Consider the following 16,474-nt stretch of genomic DNA (forward strand, 5'->3'; position numbering starts at 1 on the left):
ATTTTTCAGGATGCCCCACAGGCCTTGTGGGACAGGACTTTGAGCGGGAAATGAAATTGCAGGAGGATGACAGGCGGCAGGCAGGAAGCTGTTACCGAGGCAGGGTTTTGCGCCATGCTGGGGCGTTCGGTAACAAAATGGGGCGGGGTGGAAACGATAACGCCATGTGGTGAGTGGGCTCGCCCACTCACCATAAATTGGGAGCAGTCTGTCAGGCGGGCGTCAGCTCGATCACACAGCAACGTCCGGTCACGGCCACTTCCAGCAGCCCGTCGTTGCTGTCCAGTTGCAGGCAGTCATGCCGCCCCAGCACTTCATAGCCGCTGTTACCCAGGCCGATATGCAATTGCTCGCTGACACTGAAGATCAGCAGCACCGCCGCCGAACTGAAAAAGCGCTTCGGCTGCGCGGCATCGAGCCATTGCAGGCGCGCGCGATAGCGATCCGGCGCATAGATCAGGTTGAAGTCGCGGATCGCCCCGTCGATCAGGGTGCAGCTCACCTGGCTCGCGCCGCTGAAGGCAAACGGATCCAGCGGCAACAAAGCGCGCGTACGCTGGCCATCGACCTGCAAGGTCATGCCCGCGCCTTGCAATACGGTAATGATCCGCTCATAACCGGCAAAGGTGGAAAACCCGCCCGACTCGCCGATATCGGCAATCGACAGGCGCCAGCCGAAGCCGTCCAGGCCTTCGCCCGCGTCCCGGGTGATTTCCTCGGTGCTGCCGCCGCCGTTTTTCCACGGCATGCGCGGGTAATCCGCCGCGCGCAAGACTTTCAACTGGCTCATTTGCTAAAGCGTCCTTCCAGACGATGACGGGAACCGGGGTGGATCAGACGGGCGGCGGTCACCGGCTGACGACCGGACCAGGTCCGGCGGCGAATCAGCAGGCACGGCTCGCCCGGCTCGATCTGCAACAGCTTGCACTCCTCGGCCTCGGCGAGGATGGCTTCGACCACGTGCTCGCCCTCGGTCAGCGGCGCGACCTGGGACAGATAGGCGTAGGGGGTCTGCAGGGTGAAATCCTGCTTGAGGTAGTCTGGCGCCACCAGCGCATTGACGAAACGATCCTCGATCTGCACCGGGATATCGTTCTCGAAATGCACGATCAGCGAGTGGAAGACCTTCTGCCCTTCACGCATATCCAGGGCCACGGCGCGCTCGGAACCGGCAGCCTCCTCCCCAAGAGTGATGATCTTGCAGGTGTGCCGATGGCCGCGCGAAGCGATCTCATCGGCAATGTTATGCACTTCGAACAGCGCCGACTGGCTCTTGGGCTCGGCGACAAACGTACCGACACCCTGCATGCGTACCAGCAGACCTTCGGCGGTCATCTCGCGCAGGGCCCGGTTGATGGTCATGCGGCTGTAGCCCAATTGTTCCACCAGCTCGCTTTCGGACGGCACGCGGTAATGCGGCGGCCAGTTTCCGCTGTCGATCTGCTGGCTGATCATTTGTTTGACGCGGGCGTATAGCGGCGCCGGACTGTCGCCCATATGGGCAGCCAGCGAGTGATTGGCAGGCGGAGTCGGCACGGGAAATCCTTGTTTGATTCAAAGATGGCTAGCTTGCCGGAGTTTACCGGGCACGCAAACGTCTGTATATGTATATACAAATAACACACGATGGGGTGCTGAACCATGTCCGCTTTCTTTGCCGAACGCGCGCTGCTGCCTAGTGGATGGGCCAACAATGTACGCCTGGAGGTCAACGCCGCGGGCGTACTGACCCAGGTCCAGGCCGATTCCCACGCAGAAGCTGCCGAACGGCTGGGCGGCCCGCTGCTGCCGGGCATGCCGAACCTGCATTCCCACGCTTTCCAGCGCGCCATGGGCGGCCTGGCGGAAGTCGCCGGCAATCCCAACGACAGCTTCTGGACCTGGCGCGACCTGATGTATCGGCTGGTGGGCAAGATCAGTCCGGAGCAGATGGGCATCATCGCCCGCCAGTTATATATCGAGATGCTCAAGGCCGGCTACACCTCGGTGGCCGAGTTCCACTATGTGCACCACGACACCAACGGCCAGCCCTACGCCGATCCGGCCGAGCTGGCCTTGCGCATCAGCCTGGCGGCCAGCGACGCCGGCATCGGCCTGACCCTGCTGCCGGTGCTCTACAGCCACTCCGGTTTCGGCGGCCAGGCACCCAACGAAGGGCAACGCCGCTTTATCAACAGTACCGAGAATTACCTGAAGTTGCAGGCACGTTTGCAGCCGTTTCTCGCCAGACAGCCGGCCCAGTCCCTCGGGTTGTGTTTCCACTCGTTGCGCGCGGTAACGCCCGGGCAGATCAATGAAGTGCTGGCCGCCAGCGACAAGCACTGCCCGGTGCATATCCATATCGCCGAGCAACAGAAGGAAGTCGACGACTGCCTGAGCTGGAGCGGCAAGCGTCCGCTGCAATGGCTGTACGACAATGTCGAGGTGGATGAGCGCTGGTGCCTGGTGCACGCGACCCACGCCGACGCCGAGGAAGTCACGCGCATGGCGAAGAGCCGGGCGATTGCCGGCCTGTGCCTGACCACCGAGGCCAACCTCGGCGACGGGATTTTCCCGGCGGTGAACTTCCTCGCCCAGGGCGGGCGGATGGGTATCGGTTCCGACAGCCATGTGTCATTGAGCGTGGTGGAAGAGCTGCGCTGGCTGGAATATGGCCAGCGCCTGCGCGACCAGCGGCGTAACCGCCTGTACCGCGCCGACCAGCCGATGGTCGGACGCACCCTGTATGACGCGGCATTGGACGGCGGTGCCCAGGCCCTGGGGCAAGGGATCGGTCGGCTGGAAGTCGGCAAGCGCGCCGACTGGCTGGTACTCGACGGCAACGACCCGTACCTGGCCACGGCCCGGGACGACGGCATTCTCAACCGCTGGTTGTTCGCCGGCGGCGACCGCCAGGTGCGCGACGTGATGGTCAACGGCCAGTGGGCAGTGCGCGGTGGTCGGCATGCGGGCGAAGAAGAAAGCGCCCGGGCGTTTACCCAGGTGCTGCGTGATCTGCTGAACTGAACCCACGGTTCCTGAAGGGGGCGCATACGCCCCCGACTCAGTTGGGCATCTTCGAATCCGGCGTGCGCCAGATCAGCCGGGTGGTGTCGTAACCCTGCTGGCGCGCGCGGCTCAGCAGGTCCTCGCGGGTCTCCGCGCTGACCTTGGTGGTACGCGACAACAACCACAGGTAACGACGATTCGGATTGCCGACCAGCGCCGTCTTGTAGTCGTCGCTGACATACAGAATCCAGTAGTCGGCCTTGGCCACGCCCGGCAACAGCGACGTGAACCAGTTATCGAACTTCACCCACAGCTTGTCGGTCTGCCCCGGGACCTGCGGCGTCGCCGTGCCCTTGGCTTCCTCCCAGGTCCACTGCTCGGTCAGGCAACGGTTGAACACCGCGACCTTGCCGTCCGCCATCAGACTGTAGCGGGCCTCCGACTGCGCGCAATTGCGCTGGAAATACATCGGCATCCGTGCCAACTCGTACCAGGTACCCTGGTAACGGTTCAGGTCCACGTGACCTGCGGTCTTGGGCGCCAAATCGTCGCCGGACGTAGCGCAACCAGCCAGCAACAAGCCAGCCAAAAGAGTGACCACTAAACGCAACATTGTTCTTCTCCCGTGGGCGATCGCCCCGGTTTACTTCAGGCCTTGCCCGGAAAACATCAGGACTTTGTCACCGGCGTACTGCACGCTGATAAAGCTGTTCTTGTTACCCCAGGTGCAACTGGACATGCCCAGTGCGCCGGAACAGTCCGAAGGCGAGCCGAGCAATTTCTCGACATCGGCCTTGGCCATGCCCGCAGAGATTTTCGAATAGTTTTCCTGATTGACCTTGCTGCACGCGACCAACAGCACGCAGAACGACAAAAGGGCGAGAGAGCGCAACGACATGGGGAACTCCTGGGGCTCAAAGGTGGGCACGGCTGCCTACCGCAAGCTTAGAAGAGAAAAGGGCCATCTGGTTCCCGAGCGCGGGTGCTTTTCTTACAGCAACTTCCTTCAAGAATTTTCAGGCGCTTTTTCAGCGAAAAAGGTATTTCGTCGGTTTTGTCGTTCGAAAATTAATATTCGGGGCAATGGTGTCGACATATTCAGGTAATACCATTTTGCCTGTATGAAAGGCCCGCACGCCGATGTTCACGGCGCAACGCCCCAATATGGCGAGCAATGGAAAAGCAGGACAAGGACTTCCGACGCCGACGTTGATCAAGAGAAATTGCCCCACAGGTGCAGACCTGTGGCAAATTGACGCCCCCCGGTGACCAGCCCCCCTGTGGACAGCCCATTTCATGACCAAAAATTTCAAGTTCAGCCATAAGATTCTGTTGGCGGCGGCCCTGGTGGTCGCGGTGGCGTTCGCCTGCTTCATCCTGTTCAACGACTACCGCCAACGCGAGGCCCTGCGCCACAGCACCGAGGACTCGATGCAGGCCTTGGGCAGCCTGACCACCAGCAATATCCAGACCTGGCTGGAAAGTCGCATTCAGCTTCTGCAATCGCTGTCCCAGCAGATCGCTGCGGACGGCAGCTCCGCCGACAGCCTGAAACACGCCATCGGCCTGCCCGCCTACGGCAGCAACTTCCAGCTCAGCTATTTCGGCAGCGCGGAGGGCGTGATGACCTCGGTTCCGGTGGGCAACCGCCCCGCCGACTACGACCCACGCTCACGCGGCTGGTACAAGGCGGCCACCGCCGCCCAACAGACCATCGTCACCGAACCCTACATCGCCGCCTCCTCCGGCAAGCTGGTGATCACCCTGGCCACCCCGGTACAGCATCAGGGCCAATTCATCGGCGTGGCCGGCGCCGATATAGACCTGGGCAGCATCAGCGCCATTATCAACTCGTTGAACTTCGGTGGTCACGGGCACGCGTTCATCGTCAGCGCCGACGGCAAGATCCTGATTCACCCGGACAGCAAGCTGATCCTGAAAAACCTCTCTGACGCCTACCCCAGCGGCGCACCGAAAATCAGTGCCGGGCTCAAGGAAGTCGAGGTCGACGGCAAGCAACAGTTCATCTCCTTCACCCATGTCAGCGGCGTGTCCTCGGTGGACTGGTACGTCGCCCTGGTGCTCGACCAGGAAACCGCGTTCTCCATGCTCAGCGAGTTCCGCACCTCGGCGATCATCGCCACGGTGATCGCCGTGATCATTATCATCGCCCTGCTGAGCATGCTGATCCGCGTGTTGATGCAGCCGTTGCACCTGATGGGTCGCGCCATGCACGACATCGCCGAGGGTGAAGGCGACCTGACCAAACGCCTGGTCATCCACGGCCACGATGAGTTCGGCACCCTGGGCATGTCCTTCAACCGCTTCGTCGAGCGTATCCACACCTCGATCCGCGAAGTGGCTTCGGCCACCGGCCAGGTCAACGAAGTGGCCTTGCGGGTGGTCAGCGCCTCCAATTCGTCGATGATCAATTCCGACCAGCAGGCCAGCCGTACCAGCAGCGTGGCGGCGGCAATCAACGAACTCGGCGCCGCGGCCCAGGAGATCGCGCAGAACGCCGCCCTCGCCTCGCAGCATTCCAGCGAAGCCCGCAGCCTGGCGGAAGACGGCCAGCAGGTGGTGGAAAAGACCATCACCGCGATGCAGCAACTGTCGGCCAAGATCAGCGATTCGTGCGGCAATATCGAGACCCTGAACAGCAACACGGTGAATATCGGGCAGATCCTCGAAGTGATCACCGGCATTTCCCAGCAGACCAACCTGCTGGCGCTCAACGCGGCTATCGAGGCGGCGCGGGCCGGTGAGGCCGGGCGTGGGTTTGCGGTGGTGGCCGATGAGGTGCGCAACCTGGCGCACCGCACCCAGGATTCGGCGCAGCAAGTGCAGAAGATGATCGAGGAGTTGCAGGTCGGTGCCCGGGAAGCGGTAAGTGTCATGACCGACAGCCAGCGTCAGAGCGAAAGCAGCGTCGGCATCGCCAACCAGGCGGGCGAGCGGCTGGGCAGCGTGACCCAGCGGATCGGCGAGATCGACGGCATGAACCAGTCGGTGGCGACCGCGACCGAGGAACAGACGGCGGTGGTGGAGTCGATCAACGTCGATATTACCGAGATCAATACGCTGAACCAGGAAGGCGTGGAAAACCTGCAATCGACCTTACGCGCGTGTGCGGACCTGGAACAGCAGGCGGCGCGGTTGAAGCAGTTGGTGGGGAGTTTCCGGATCTGAGATCTGCGGGGGGGCTTTTGGCCTCTTCGCGGGCAAGCCCTGCTCCTACAGGTTTGTGTCGCGCACAAAATCTGTGATCGACGCCATACTGTAGGAGCAGGACTTGCCCGCGAAAGGGCCATCCGCCACACAGCCGATCTAGAACCGTGAACCCGGTTCCCGCAAAAACACCACTTCCTCAGCCGTAGACTCACGCCCAAGAATGGCATTGCGATGGGGAAAACGCCCGAACCGGGCAATAACGTCACGATGCCGCTCGGCATAGTCCAGATAATCGGCAAATATCCCCCGATCCACCTCCACCTGCTCCGCCAACAACGCCGCAAAACGCGACACCGCCTCGTTCTGCACCGCCAGGTGTTCGCAATGCTCGAACACCAGGTAGACAAACACCCGCTCTATCGCCGACAACCGCCGATCAAAATCCGCAGCTATCCCTTGCGCCACCAGCGCCTGGGCGCGGGCATCACCGGAGAAAGCCTTGGGGGTGTCACGGAAGATCATCCGCGGCAGTTGATCGAGCAACAGCACCAGCGCCAGCCAGCCTTCGGGACATTGCGTCCACTCAGCCAAATCGCCAGCCAGTGCCTGCTCGACCTGGCCCCCGAAACGCTCACGCGCTTCAAGGTCCTGGCTGTCGCGCTTGCCGAACCACAACCGGCCCTTGTCGGCCACCTGCCCGGCGGTCGTCCCGGCTGAACCGAACCACCACTCAAGCAAGGGCTGCCAGGGCGCGGACATGGGTTCAGTCCTTGTGGTAGCCGGTGATCCGTGCCACTTCTTCCTTGGAGCCGAGGAACACCGCAACGCGCTGGTGCAGGCCGTCCGGCTTGATATCGAGAATACGCTGGTGACCGTCGCTGGACGCACCGCCCGCCTGCTCCACCAGGAACGACATCGGGTTGGCTTCGTACATCAGGCGCAGCTTGCCCGGCTTGGACGGCTCGCGGCTGTCGCGCGGGTACATGAACAGACCACCACGGGTCAGGATGCGGTGCACGTCCGCCACCATCGCGGCGACCCAGCGCATGTTGTAGTTCTTTTTCAGCGGGCCTTCTTCGCCGGCCAGCAGTTCGCCGACGTAACGTTGGACCGGCGCTTCCCAGTGACGCTGGTTGGACATGTTGATCGCGAACTCCTGGGTAGAGGCCGGGATCGTGATGTCTTCATGGGTCAGCACGAAGCTGCCCATTTCACGGTCAAGGGTAAAGCCTTTCACGCCATCGCCCAGGGTCAGCACCAGCATGGTCTGTGGGCCATAGATGGCATAACCAGCGGCGACCTGCTCGGTACCTGGCTGCAGAAAGGCCTTTTCGTTCAGGGCTTCGTTCTGGCTCAGGTACTCGTTCGGGCAACGCAGCACCGAGAAGATGGTCCCGACCGGGGCGTTGATATCGATGTTCGACGAACCGTCCAGCGGGTCGAATACCAGCAGGTAGGCGCCTTTCGGGTATTTGCCGGGGATCTGGTAGGCATTGTCCATTTCTTCGGACGCCATGCCGGCCAGGTGACCGCCCCATTCGTTGGCTTCGAGGAGGATTTCGTTGGAAAGCACGTCGAGTTTCTTCTGTACTTCACCCTGCACGTTTTCTGTGCCCATGCTGCCCAGAACCCCACCCAGCGCGCCTTTGGAGACGGCATGGCTGATTTCCTTGCACGCACGCGCGACCACTTCGATCAGGAAACGCAGATCGGCAGGCGTGTTATTGCTGCGGGTCTGCTCAATCAAATAGCGACTCAGGGTAACGCGGGACATGGATGGCTCCGGAGATGGGGGGCTGAAAACCCGCGCAGTTTAACGCGAGTCGACATGTATTGCCTCCTGTCAGACCGAGTTCCGACAGGGAGAGTTCATGAACCGGGTTGAGCGTAGTCCAAAAGAGCGGGAAATCCCCTGCCCCCGGTCATTGCCAGGCGTCTAGACCTGAGGCTTGCGCAACAGGCTGAAGGCCATCCCGGCCAAGGCCGCCACCCCCAGCAACAGCACCGCCCACAAACCAATTTTCTTCCAATCGGTGCCCACCGCAACCGGCACCGCTGGCGGCTGCACCGTGGTCACGGCCGCACCGGTCGCCGTGGCCTTGCCCAATCCGGCCAGACGCTGCGGGCTGTAATCGGGGATCAAGGTCGATAGCGACAGGTTCGCCGCCTTGACCGTCGGATTGCCCAGGGCCAGGGAAAACGGCGGCTCGCCACGGGCCAGGAACACCAGCTGCGTGCTACGCACCGCGAAACGCAAGGTCGGTGCCTGGGCGCCCAAACCACCGCCGCGCTCGTCGACCACCAGCTTCAATTGCGCAACCGCACGGCCGGGCAACTGCAACTGGTCCTGGACCACATCCTGGCCGTTCTGGGTCAGGCGATAGAGCAAACCGCTGCTCAGCGTCTGCCAGGGCGCATTGCCGTCCTGGCGCCCGTACAGGTTTACCGGTGCCAGGCTGTTGGCCTGCGCCAGCTCGACCCGCACCTGCTCAAGGGGCAGGCCGAGGGGCAATTGCCAGGTGTATTCCCCGGCCTTGGCGCTGCTGCCGGCCAACGGCTGCGACCACACCAGCGGCAACGGCAGGCTGCTGGTGGTGGAACTGGCCAACTGCGCCGAACTGAGCATCGGCGCCGCCTGCGGCGACTGCCACAGCAAGCGCAAGTAACGCGCCGACAACCCCGGCAAGGCGACTTCATGCTGTTCCACCCGCTCGTCGGCAAACGACAAGCGCGCCACCTGCCCGTCGCCCCAGGCCTGCCAGTGTTGCAAGTCGTCGCTGGCCTCGATGCTGAAACGCTGGAAGCCGTCGCGCTCGCTGCTCCAATCCAGAACAAGCTGCTGCAATGGCGTCTTGATCGCGCTGGCATCCAGCAGCCAGCCGCGCAGCACTTTTTCACCCGTTTGCAACTTACCCGAAGGACTCACCTCGACCAGGGTACCGTTGGCCGACGACTGGACCCGCACGCTCGGCGTGGCCTGGGCCGCATCCGCCGAGTTGTACAACGGGAACCACTTCACATCCGTCAGGCTGTTGCTCTGCGTCGCCTGCGCCTGTTCCCGCGCCAGGGCATAGGCCTGGGGTTCACCGGCGCCATTGAACACCCGTACATCGCTGAGATCGGACTGGCGTGCGCTCAGTTGCAGCGTCAGAGGCAGTTCCAGGCGATACCAGGGCCCCTCACCACTCAGGGTCAGGGGCACCTGGGTGCTGTAGTCGCTCGGTTTTTCCTGGGCGAACGCCGACAGCGCCGCACACAACCCCAGGATGCCCAGCCAGCACGGGCTCAGTTTGTGAATCAAGACGACACTCCTTCAGTTTCTTCGGTCACAGGCGTTGGCTCCGGACGCTTGGGCGGCAGCGGTGCAAAGTAACCGACCACCAGCAACAGCACGCCCACGCCGATGAACGAGACGATCCGCGCCAACCCGCCACGGTTGCTCAATTCGACGAAGAACAGCTTGGCGACCACCACGGCGATCAGCGCCGCGCCCACCAGCCAGACCTCGCGACGATGGCGCAGATGCCCACCGATCATCAGGCCCAGGGCAATCAGGGTCCAGGCAATCGACAAGCCGGCCTGCACCTGCATCGACGCCAGCAGGTCATCCAGATTGAACGGCACCCCGCCCCAATGGTGCGCGGTGCGCATCACCAGCGCGCTGACAAAGGCGAACAATGAAAGTCCGGCCACGGCCTGGGTGACCAGTTGCGCATAGTCGCGGCGCAACGCCCATTGCGCCACGGCGCTCCGGGACCAGAGGTAGATCCCCAGCAGGGCGAACATCAGGCCCAGATCCAACGGGTTGAGCAGTGGCACATAAGGCAGCGGCTCGGCCTGGCCGTCGCTGAAGGTGTTCGCCAGCCAGAACCAGGCCAGCATCAGCACGGCCAGGGGCAGCGCGGCGTAGAGGCGATATTCGCGCGGGTAAGCCGCCACCGGCCATGGCCATTGGCGTGGCGCGGCCATCAGCACCAGATAGAGGCTCGGCAGGATCGCCCAGCCCAGCCAGCGCCAGGCGTTGTAATGCTCCGACAGGCTCATCAGGCCGAAGCGCAGCTCCAGCGCCAGCACGCCAAGGATCAGCCAGCAACCCAGCACATGGGCATAACTCAGGGCCTTGGCGGGCAGGATCGACGCCAGGCGGCGCAACGACAGCAGATGCACGACAAACACCGCCGCCCAGGCCAGCCAGCCGTAATCGGCCGCCGGGTGATAAGCCGGGTACCAGGCGCCGAAGAGCACCAGCACCGCCACCGGTGTCAGCAAGGTGCAGAGGCGGCCCAGGGTCGGCCAGTTCAAGCGCGACGCCAGCAGCGTCCAGAGCACCACGCTGAGCGCCGCCAACCCCAGCAACGCCTGAGGCTGCAGATGCGTCGGGACAAAGCGCAGGATTTCGCTGACCCAGGCCAGCCCCCACCACAACGCGCCCCACACCAGCAGGACATTGGACAGACCGCCCAGGCTCAGGGCATCGAAAGCCGCGGCCTGGGTACCCCGTTGCAAACGCCAGGCGCCGATCATGGCGGCCAGGCTCAGCACCATCGGCGTCCAGAAACCGCTGTGGGCCAATGGTCGCAAGCCTTCGGCGGACAACGCGCGGAACAGTTCCGGCTCGGCCATCAGGAATGCCGCGCCGCCGATCACCTGCAACAGCAGGCCGAAGACAAAACTCACCCGTTGCTGCAAATACAGGCTCAGCCAGATGATCAACAAACCGCTGGCGGCCCAGACCCCACTGGCGGTTTCCCACGGCAGAACGAACAGCACGGCGAGGTTGATCAGCACCAGACCTGCCAGCAACACCACCGACAAGCCACGGAGCAGACGCACATCGTTGCGCACCATCTCGTCCCGGGCCGCCAGCAGCATCCCGGCGATCAGTGACAGACCGATCAGCGAAGCGCTCATCAAACCGCTCCAGCCGGCGTTGAAGACCGCCGTCGAATCGCCCTGGGCACCTTGCAGGCGCAGCAGGAACAGCGCGCCGCCGAGCAGTTGCACGGCAAAGGCGCAGAACAGGAAACTCCGTGATTGCAGGCGCAGGCCGATAAACAAGGTCGCCAACCCGGCCAGCGCCCAGCTGATGGCCGTGCCCTGGGTGAAGAAGAACAACGGCGCCAGCAGATAGAGGAAAGTCAGGCCGCTGCAGGCCAGCACCGGCGCCAGGCTGCGCTCCCAGGACGAGAGCTGTTCAGGCAGCGCCTTGCGCACTTGCTGGAAGCTGAACAGCAAGGACCCGCCCAGCAGCAAGGCGCCCAGCGGCGCGCCATCCAGCAGACTGGTTTCACCGAGTTGCAGCTTGCCGAGAAACGCCAGCGCCGAACCGATCTGCAACAGCAGGGCAAACGCCCGGGCGAACGGCCGTTGCTGGCGCAGGCCGAGCCAGAAGATCCCGGCACCCTCCACCGCCCAGGCCGCCGATGTCCAACGGGCATCCAGGCCCAGCGGGATCGCCAGGCTGGCGAAGATCACGCCCAGGGCCAGGCAGGTTTCCCCCAGCAGCAAGGCGCGCCCGCCGGCGAGTATCCGCGCCAGGCCCATATAGATAATGCCCAGGCCCAGGGCACTGAAGGCCGCGGCGAACTCCAGGTGCCGGACCACCGCGAATTGCAGGCCGAAGCCCACCAGCGGCGGACCGAACAGCATGGCGCCATCGACATAGTCGCCCTGGCGGGCCGACCAGCGCAGCAAGGCTTCACGGCTGTCGTCCTCGGGACCGACGGCCATCTCGCGTAATTTACGCCGGGTGAACAGCAGGCCGATCGCCAGGTACATCAGGAAGAACAGCACCAGGAAGGGTTCAGTGCTCCAGAGCAATTCCGGTTTATACGAACGCAGGCCCCAGGCGAAGCCGATGCCGAAGGTGCCGACAAAGCCGATCAGGTTGAGCAGGCGCCAGGTCTTGAACCAGGCAATGGCCAGGATGCCGGCGTTGAGCAAGGCGAAATAGCTGAACAGCGCCACATGGTTGCCGCTGCCGGTGGAGGTCAGGATCGGCGCGGCGAAGCCACCCAGGGCCGCGGCGGCAGCCAGGCCGAGGGCATCCTGGGTGATAGCGAGAATCGCCGAAAACACCGTGACCGCCACCAGCAGGCCAAGGGCGGCCGAGGGATCAAGCAGCGGATGCAGGCGCATCGCCGCAAACACCGTCAGGTACAGCACCGCGATCCCGGTGCCTTGCAGCATCAACGCGTAGTTGCTGTTGCGCAGGCGCAGCCACCAACCGAGTCCGAGCAGGCCGATGGCGCAGGCGGCGACCCCGGCATAACGCGCCTCGATCGGCACCACCATGCCTTCGGTGGCATAGCGCAGCAGGAAGGCCAGGCCGAGAAACAGCAGGAGCACACCGACGCGCAACACCGTGTTGCCGCCGAACAGCCAGTTGCGCGCGCCGGCCAGGGCACGTTCGATCAGATTGGGTTCGCGTGGGGCACGCGGCGCTTGTGGCTCGCGGGATTCGGCCATGACCGGTTCCGGCGCCCAGGCATCGACCTCGGGGTGCAGGCTTTCGGGTTGCGGGGCTGCATGCTGGGGTTGCTGGAGTTCGTCCGGCAGTTCCCAGACCAGCTCGGGAGTGGCGCGCAGGGCTTCAGGAATGGGTGCGAGGGGTTGTTCCGCTGGAGCTTGTTCGGCAACAACTTGCGGCACGTGCCCGGCAACTTCGGGCGTCGTTTCAGTGACCTGCGGGGCAACTGACGGTTCGGGCGCCCTGCCCGAGGTGATTTCGAGTTGGCGTACGCGCAGTTCGATGGTCGCCAGGGCTTTTCGCGCCTGTTCCAGTTCGACCACCTGCTCGGCGGCTCGCCGGCCCAGGCTCATCAGCCGGAAACTCTGGCCGATGCCCAGGCCCAACAAGGCACCGATCAGGGCGTCGGTGAACACCGAGTCCACCAGCCAGCCCAGTGCCAGGCCCACCAGCATCAGAATCCATTGCATGCACGATATCCCTATGCGGCGTCCGAAAAGATGCCGCGTAGTATATCGATCCGGCCCCCGGAAAGTGGGGCCGGCCGCACAACTTGCCGCAAAAAGTTAATCCAGTGCTTTCCAGATTTCCGTGGCGTATTCCCGAATGGTCCGGTCCGAGGAAAACCAGCCCATTCGCGCACTGTTGAGTACGGCAGAACGCCACCATTCCTTGGAGTCGTGCCAATGGGCTTCGACCCGGGCCTGGGCACTCCAGTAGGAGTCGAAATCGGCGCAGACCAGGAAGCGGTCGTAGTCGATCAGCGAATCCACCAGCCCGACATAACGGGACGGATCATCCGGTGAAAACACCCCGCCACGAATGGCTTGCAGCACATCGTTGAGCCGATGGGAGGCGGCCACATCGGCCGCCGCGCTGAACTCGCCGTTTTGTTTGCGCGACTCCACCTGCTGGGCACTGAGGCCGAAGATGAACATGTGCTCTTCGCCGATCCGCTCGCACATCTCGACGTTGGCCCCGTCCATGGTGCCGATGGTCAGCGCGCCGTTGAGGCCGAACTTCATGTTGCTGGTGCCCGAGGCCTCGAAGCCGGCGGTGGAAATCTGCTCCGACAGGTCCGCCGCCGGAATGATGCTTTCCGCCAGGCTGACGTTGTAGTTGGGCAGGAACACCACCTTGAGCAGACCGCGTACGGTCGGGTCGTTGTTCACCGTGCGGGCGATGTCGTTGGCCAGCTTGATGATCAGCTTGGCCTGGTGATAACTGGCCGCCGCCTTGCCGGCGAAGATCTTCACCCGTGGTACCCAGTCGGTTTCCGGCTCGGCACGGATCGCCTGGTACAACGCCACGGTGTGCAGCAGGTTGAGCAACTGGCGCTTGTATTCGTGGATGCGCTTGACCTGCACGTCGAACATCGCCGCCGGGTTGATCGCGATCCCCAGGCGCTCATGGATCAAGGCCGCCAGGGCGCGCTTGCTGTGCAGGCGCTGTTCGGCGAACTGTTTGCGAAAACCGGCCTTCTCGGCAAAAGGCTCCAGGCCCAGCAGCAGTTCCTCGGGGTTGTCGAGCAGCTCCGGCCCCACGGCGTCGACCATCATCGCCGTGAGCTTCGGGTTGGCCTGGTAGAGCCAGCGGCGGAAGGTGATGCCGTTGGTCTTGTTGTTGATCCGCTCCGGATAGAGCTTGTGCAGTTCGGAGAACACCGTGCTGCGCATCAGTTGGGTGTGCAGGCCGGAAACGCCGTTGACGCTGTGGGAGCCGAGGAACGCCAGGTTGCCCATGCGCACCCGCCGACCGTTATCCTCCTCGATCAGCGAGACCGCGCGCAGCACGTCGAAATCGTGGATGCCCTTGGCCCGCAGCGAATCGATGTGCTGGGCGTTGATCAGGTAGATGATCTGCATATGCCGCGGCAGCATGCGCTCCATCAGGCCCACCGGCCAGGTTTCCAGGGCTTCGGGGAGCAAGGTGTGGTTGGTGTAGGAAAGGGTTTCCACGGTGACCTGCCAGGCCGCATCCCAGGCGATATCGTGCAGGTCGACCAGTTGGCGCATCAACTCGGCCACGGCAATCGAGGGGTGCGTGTCATTGAGCTGGATCGCCGCGTGCTCGCCGAGGCTGAGCACCGAGTCGTGCATATTCTTGTGCCGGCGCAGCAGGTCCTGCAAGGAAGCGGAGACAAAGAAGTACTCCTGGCGCAGCCGCAGCTCCTGGCCGGCCTCGGTGCTGTCGGCCGGGTACAGGACCCGGGAAATGCTCTCGGCCCGGGCCACTTCGGCTACCGCGCCGAGGTGGTCGCCGGCGTTGAAACGTTCCAGGTGCAGCTCTTCGGTCGCCCGCGCCCGCCACAGCCGCAGGGTGTTCACACTGGCGCCGCGCCAACCCACCACCGGCGTGTCATAAGCCACCGCGCGCACGGTTTCCGATGCCGTCCAGACCTGGTGGGTCGCGCCATTTTCGTCGGTGATGGTTTGCACCTGGCCGCCGAAGCCCACGGGATAGATCACTTCGGCGCGCTCGAACTCCCAGGGGTTGCCGAAGTCCAGCCAGTTCTCGGTCTGCTCCTGCTGCCAGCCATCGACGATGGCCTGGCGGAACAGACCGTGCTCGTAGCGAATGCCATAACCGTGGCCGGCGATGCCGAGGGTCGACATGCTTTCCATGAAGCAGGCCGCCAGGCGCCCCAGGCCACCGTTGCCGAGGGCCGCATCGGGCTCCAGCAGGCGAATACGCTCCAGGTCCACCCCGAGCTCCACCATCGCCTCACGAACGATCTCCAGGAGGCCGAGGTTGCTCAGGCTGTCGTACAGCAGCCGCCCGATCAGGAATTCCAGGGACAGGTAATACACCCGTTTCTGGCCCTTGCGATAGATATGCCGCGTGTGGTCCATCCAGTGCTCGACCATATGGTCGCGGGCGGCCAGGGCAATGGCTTCAAACCAGTCATGATCAAACGCGTGGTCCGGGTCCTTGCCCACCGCGTATGTAAGTTTGGCGAGGACAGCGTCGCGAAAGGCAGCGACCTCGGCTTCACGGACAAGCGGTTCCTGAGACATCGGTACAACCTCTAGCGAGATGGACGATTTGAAAGACGAGTTTTCTGAGCCTAGACGGTTCGACACAGGGTGGCGCTGCAGGTTCGGCGTTTTTTGCAGATCGCCTCGGGAAAACCCGACGAGCCGGGATTGCCCCAAAAGCATGCACTCATGTGGAAATCTCCCTGCAACGGCGCGTTTGTACGAAAAACCGTCAAAAGGTTGTTCACAAATCCACCAGCCCCGGTATCATCGCGCGCCCTGATACACCCTGGACAACAGCCGGATGAAACCTACCCTGATCGCCGCCGCGGAACTCGACCGCCTCGAAACCTGGCAGAAATACGCCAGCCATATGTGCGGGGGCTGCATGTCCAGTTGCTGCACCTTGCCGGTGGAAGTGAAGATCAAGGACCTGATCCGCATCGGCATCGTCGACGAATTCGAGCGTGGCGACCCGCCGAAGAACATCGCCAAGCGCCTGCAGAAGGAGGGGATCGTCGAGCGCTACAACCAGAAGTCCGAGATCTTCACCTTGCAGCGCATGAGCAACAACGATTGCCTGTACCTGGATCGCAAGTCACGGCTGTGCACCATCTACGAAAAACGTCCGGACACCTGCCGTAACCATCCAAAAATCGGGCCACGCCCGGGTTACTGCGCCTACAAGCCCAAGACCCCGGAACGCCCGGCACCGGACAAGATGCTGTACAACTTCTGACACCCTCTATACCAGGGGCCCTTTGTAGGAGCCAGCTTGCTGGCGATGAGGCCCGCGAGCCTTGCATCGCTTGATCGGCCGTCATCGCCAGCAAGCCGGCTCCTACAGGTTTTGCGGCAGTCTTGAGCC

Annotated in this window: 12 protein-coding genes; 3 read left to right on the plus strand and 9 right to left on the minus strand. The window is 63.2% G+C overall.

From position 1 onward, the window contains the following. Positions 1–211: 211 nt before the first annotated feature. Both M5C56_RS09940 and hutC read right to left on the minus strand, forming a co-directional pair. Positions 212–790, minus strand: a complete 579-nt coding sequence (locus tag M5C56_RS09940; RefSeq protein WP_103495491.1) for a HutD family protein — start codon at positions 788–790, stop codon at positions 212–214. Further along, on the minus strand, positions 787–1,536 hold the full coding sequence (hutC, locus tag M5C56_RS09945; protein WP_103495492.1) for a histidine utilization repressor: 750 nt from the start codon (positions 1,534–1,536) through the stop codon (positions 787–789). The genes M5C56_RS09940 and hutC overlap by 4 nt, the downstream gene beginning before the upstream one ends. A 105-nt stretch (positions 1,537–1,641) precedes the next feature. Here hutC and M5C56_RS09950 point away from each other — a divergent pair, with 105 nt between their 5' ends. Then, positions 1,642–3,006 carry a formimidoylglutamate deiminase gene (locus tag M5C56_RS09950; protein WP_103495493.1) on the plus strand — a complete coding sequence of 455 codons (1,365 nt, stop codon included), beginning with the start codon at positions 1,642–1,644 and terminating at the stop codon, positions 3,004–3,006. Between the two features lie 37 nt (positions 3,007–3,043). On the opposite strand, the gene M5C56_RS09955 is transcribed toward M5C56_RS09950, so the two are convergent. Together M5C56_RS09955 and M5C56_RS09960 are read right to left on the minus strand one after the other, a co-directional pair. Next, the gene (locus M5C56_RS09955; protein WP_103495494.1) at positions 3,044–3,601 is read right to left on the minus strand and encodes a lipocalin family protein; all 558 of its coding nucleotides are present in this window, start codon (positions 3,599–3,601) and stop codon (positions 3,044–3,046) included. 30 nt (positions 3,602–3,631) lie between these two features. Next, a complete protein-coding gene (locus M5C56_RS09960) occupies positions 3,632–3,886 on the minus strand; it encodes a hypothetical protein (protein ID WP_103495495.1) in 255 nt (84 codons plus the stop codon). A 398-nt stretch (positions 3,887–4,284) separates the two neighbouring features. Between M5C56_RS09960 and M5C56_RS09965 the strand changes: the two genes are divergently transcribed. Beyond that, the gene (locus M5C56_RS09965; protein ID WP_103495496.1) at positions 4,285–6,177 is read left to right on the plus strand and encodes a methyl-accepting chemotaxis protein; all 1,893 of its coding nucleotides are present in this window, start codon (positions 4,285–4,287) and stop codon (positions 6,175–6,177) included. A 138-nt stretch (positions 6,178–6,315) separates the two neighbouring features. On the opposite strand, the gene M5C56_RS09970 is transcribed toward M5C56_RS09965, so the two are convergent. From M5C56_RS09970 to M5C56_RS09990, 5 genes are all read right to left on the minus strand, one after another. After that, complete coding sequence (locus M5C56_RS09970) at positions 6,316–6,918, minus strand: DUF924 family protein (RefSeq protein WP_103495497.1); 603 nt, start codon at positions 6,916–6,918, stop codon at positions 6,316–6,318. Between the two features lie 4 nt (positions 6,919–6,922). Then, positions 6,923–7,933, minus strand: a complete 1,011-nt coding sequence (locus tag M5C56_RS09975) for a class 1 fructose-bisphosphatase (protein ID WP_103495498.1) — start codon at positions 7,931–7,933, stop codon at positions 6,923–6,925. A gap of 162 nt (positions 7,934–8,095) precedes the next feature. After that, a complete protein-coding gene (locus M5C56_RS09980; protein ID WP_103495499.1) occupies positions 8,096–9,460 on the minus strand; it encodes a DUF3999 domain-containing protein in 1,365 nt (454 codons plus the stop codon). Beyond that, a complete protein-coding gene (locus M5C56_RS09985; RefSeq protein ID WP_103495500.1) occupies positions 9,457–13,098 on the minus strand; it encodes a DUF2339 domain-containing protein in 3,642 nt (1,213 codons plus the stop codon). Before M5C56_RS09985 ends, M5C56_RS09980 begins: the two co-directional genes overlap by 4 nt. Positions 13,099–13,194: 96 nt before the next feature. Continuing rightward, complete coding sequence (locus tag M5C56_RS09990) at positions 13,195–15,645, minus strand: glycogen/starch/alpha-glucan phosphorylase (RefSeq protein ID WP_103495501.1); 2,451 nt, start codon at positions 15,643–15,645, stop codon at positions 13,195–13,197. A gap of 265 nt (positions 15,646–15,910) precedes the next feature. Between M5C56_RS09990 and M5C56_RS09995 the strand changes: the two genes are divergently transcribed. Further along, the gene (locus tag M5C56_RS09995; protein WP_103495502.1) at positions 15,911–16,345 is read left to right on the plus strand and encodes a YkgJ family cysteine cluster protein; all 435 of its coding nucleotides are present in this window, start codon (positions 15,911–15,913) and stop codon (positions 16,343–16,345) included. The last annotated feature ends 129 nt before the right edge of the window (positions 16,346–16,474 follow it).

This window comes from Pseudomonas sp. MWU13-2862 (genome assembly GCF_023242495.1).
Classification (GTDB): domain Bacteria; phylum Pseudomonadota; class Gammaproteobacteria; order Pseudomonadales; family Pseudomonadaceae; genus Aquipseudomonas; species Aquipseudomonas gingeri_D.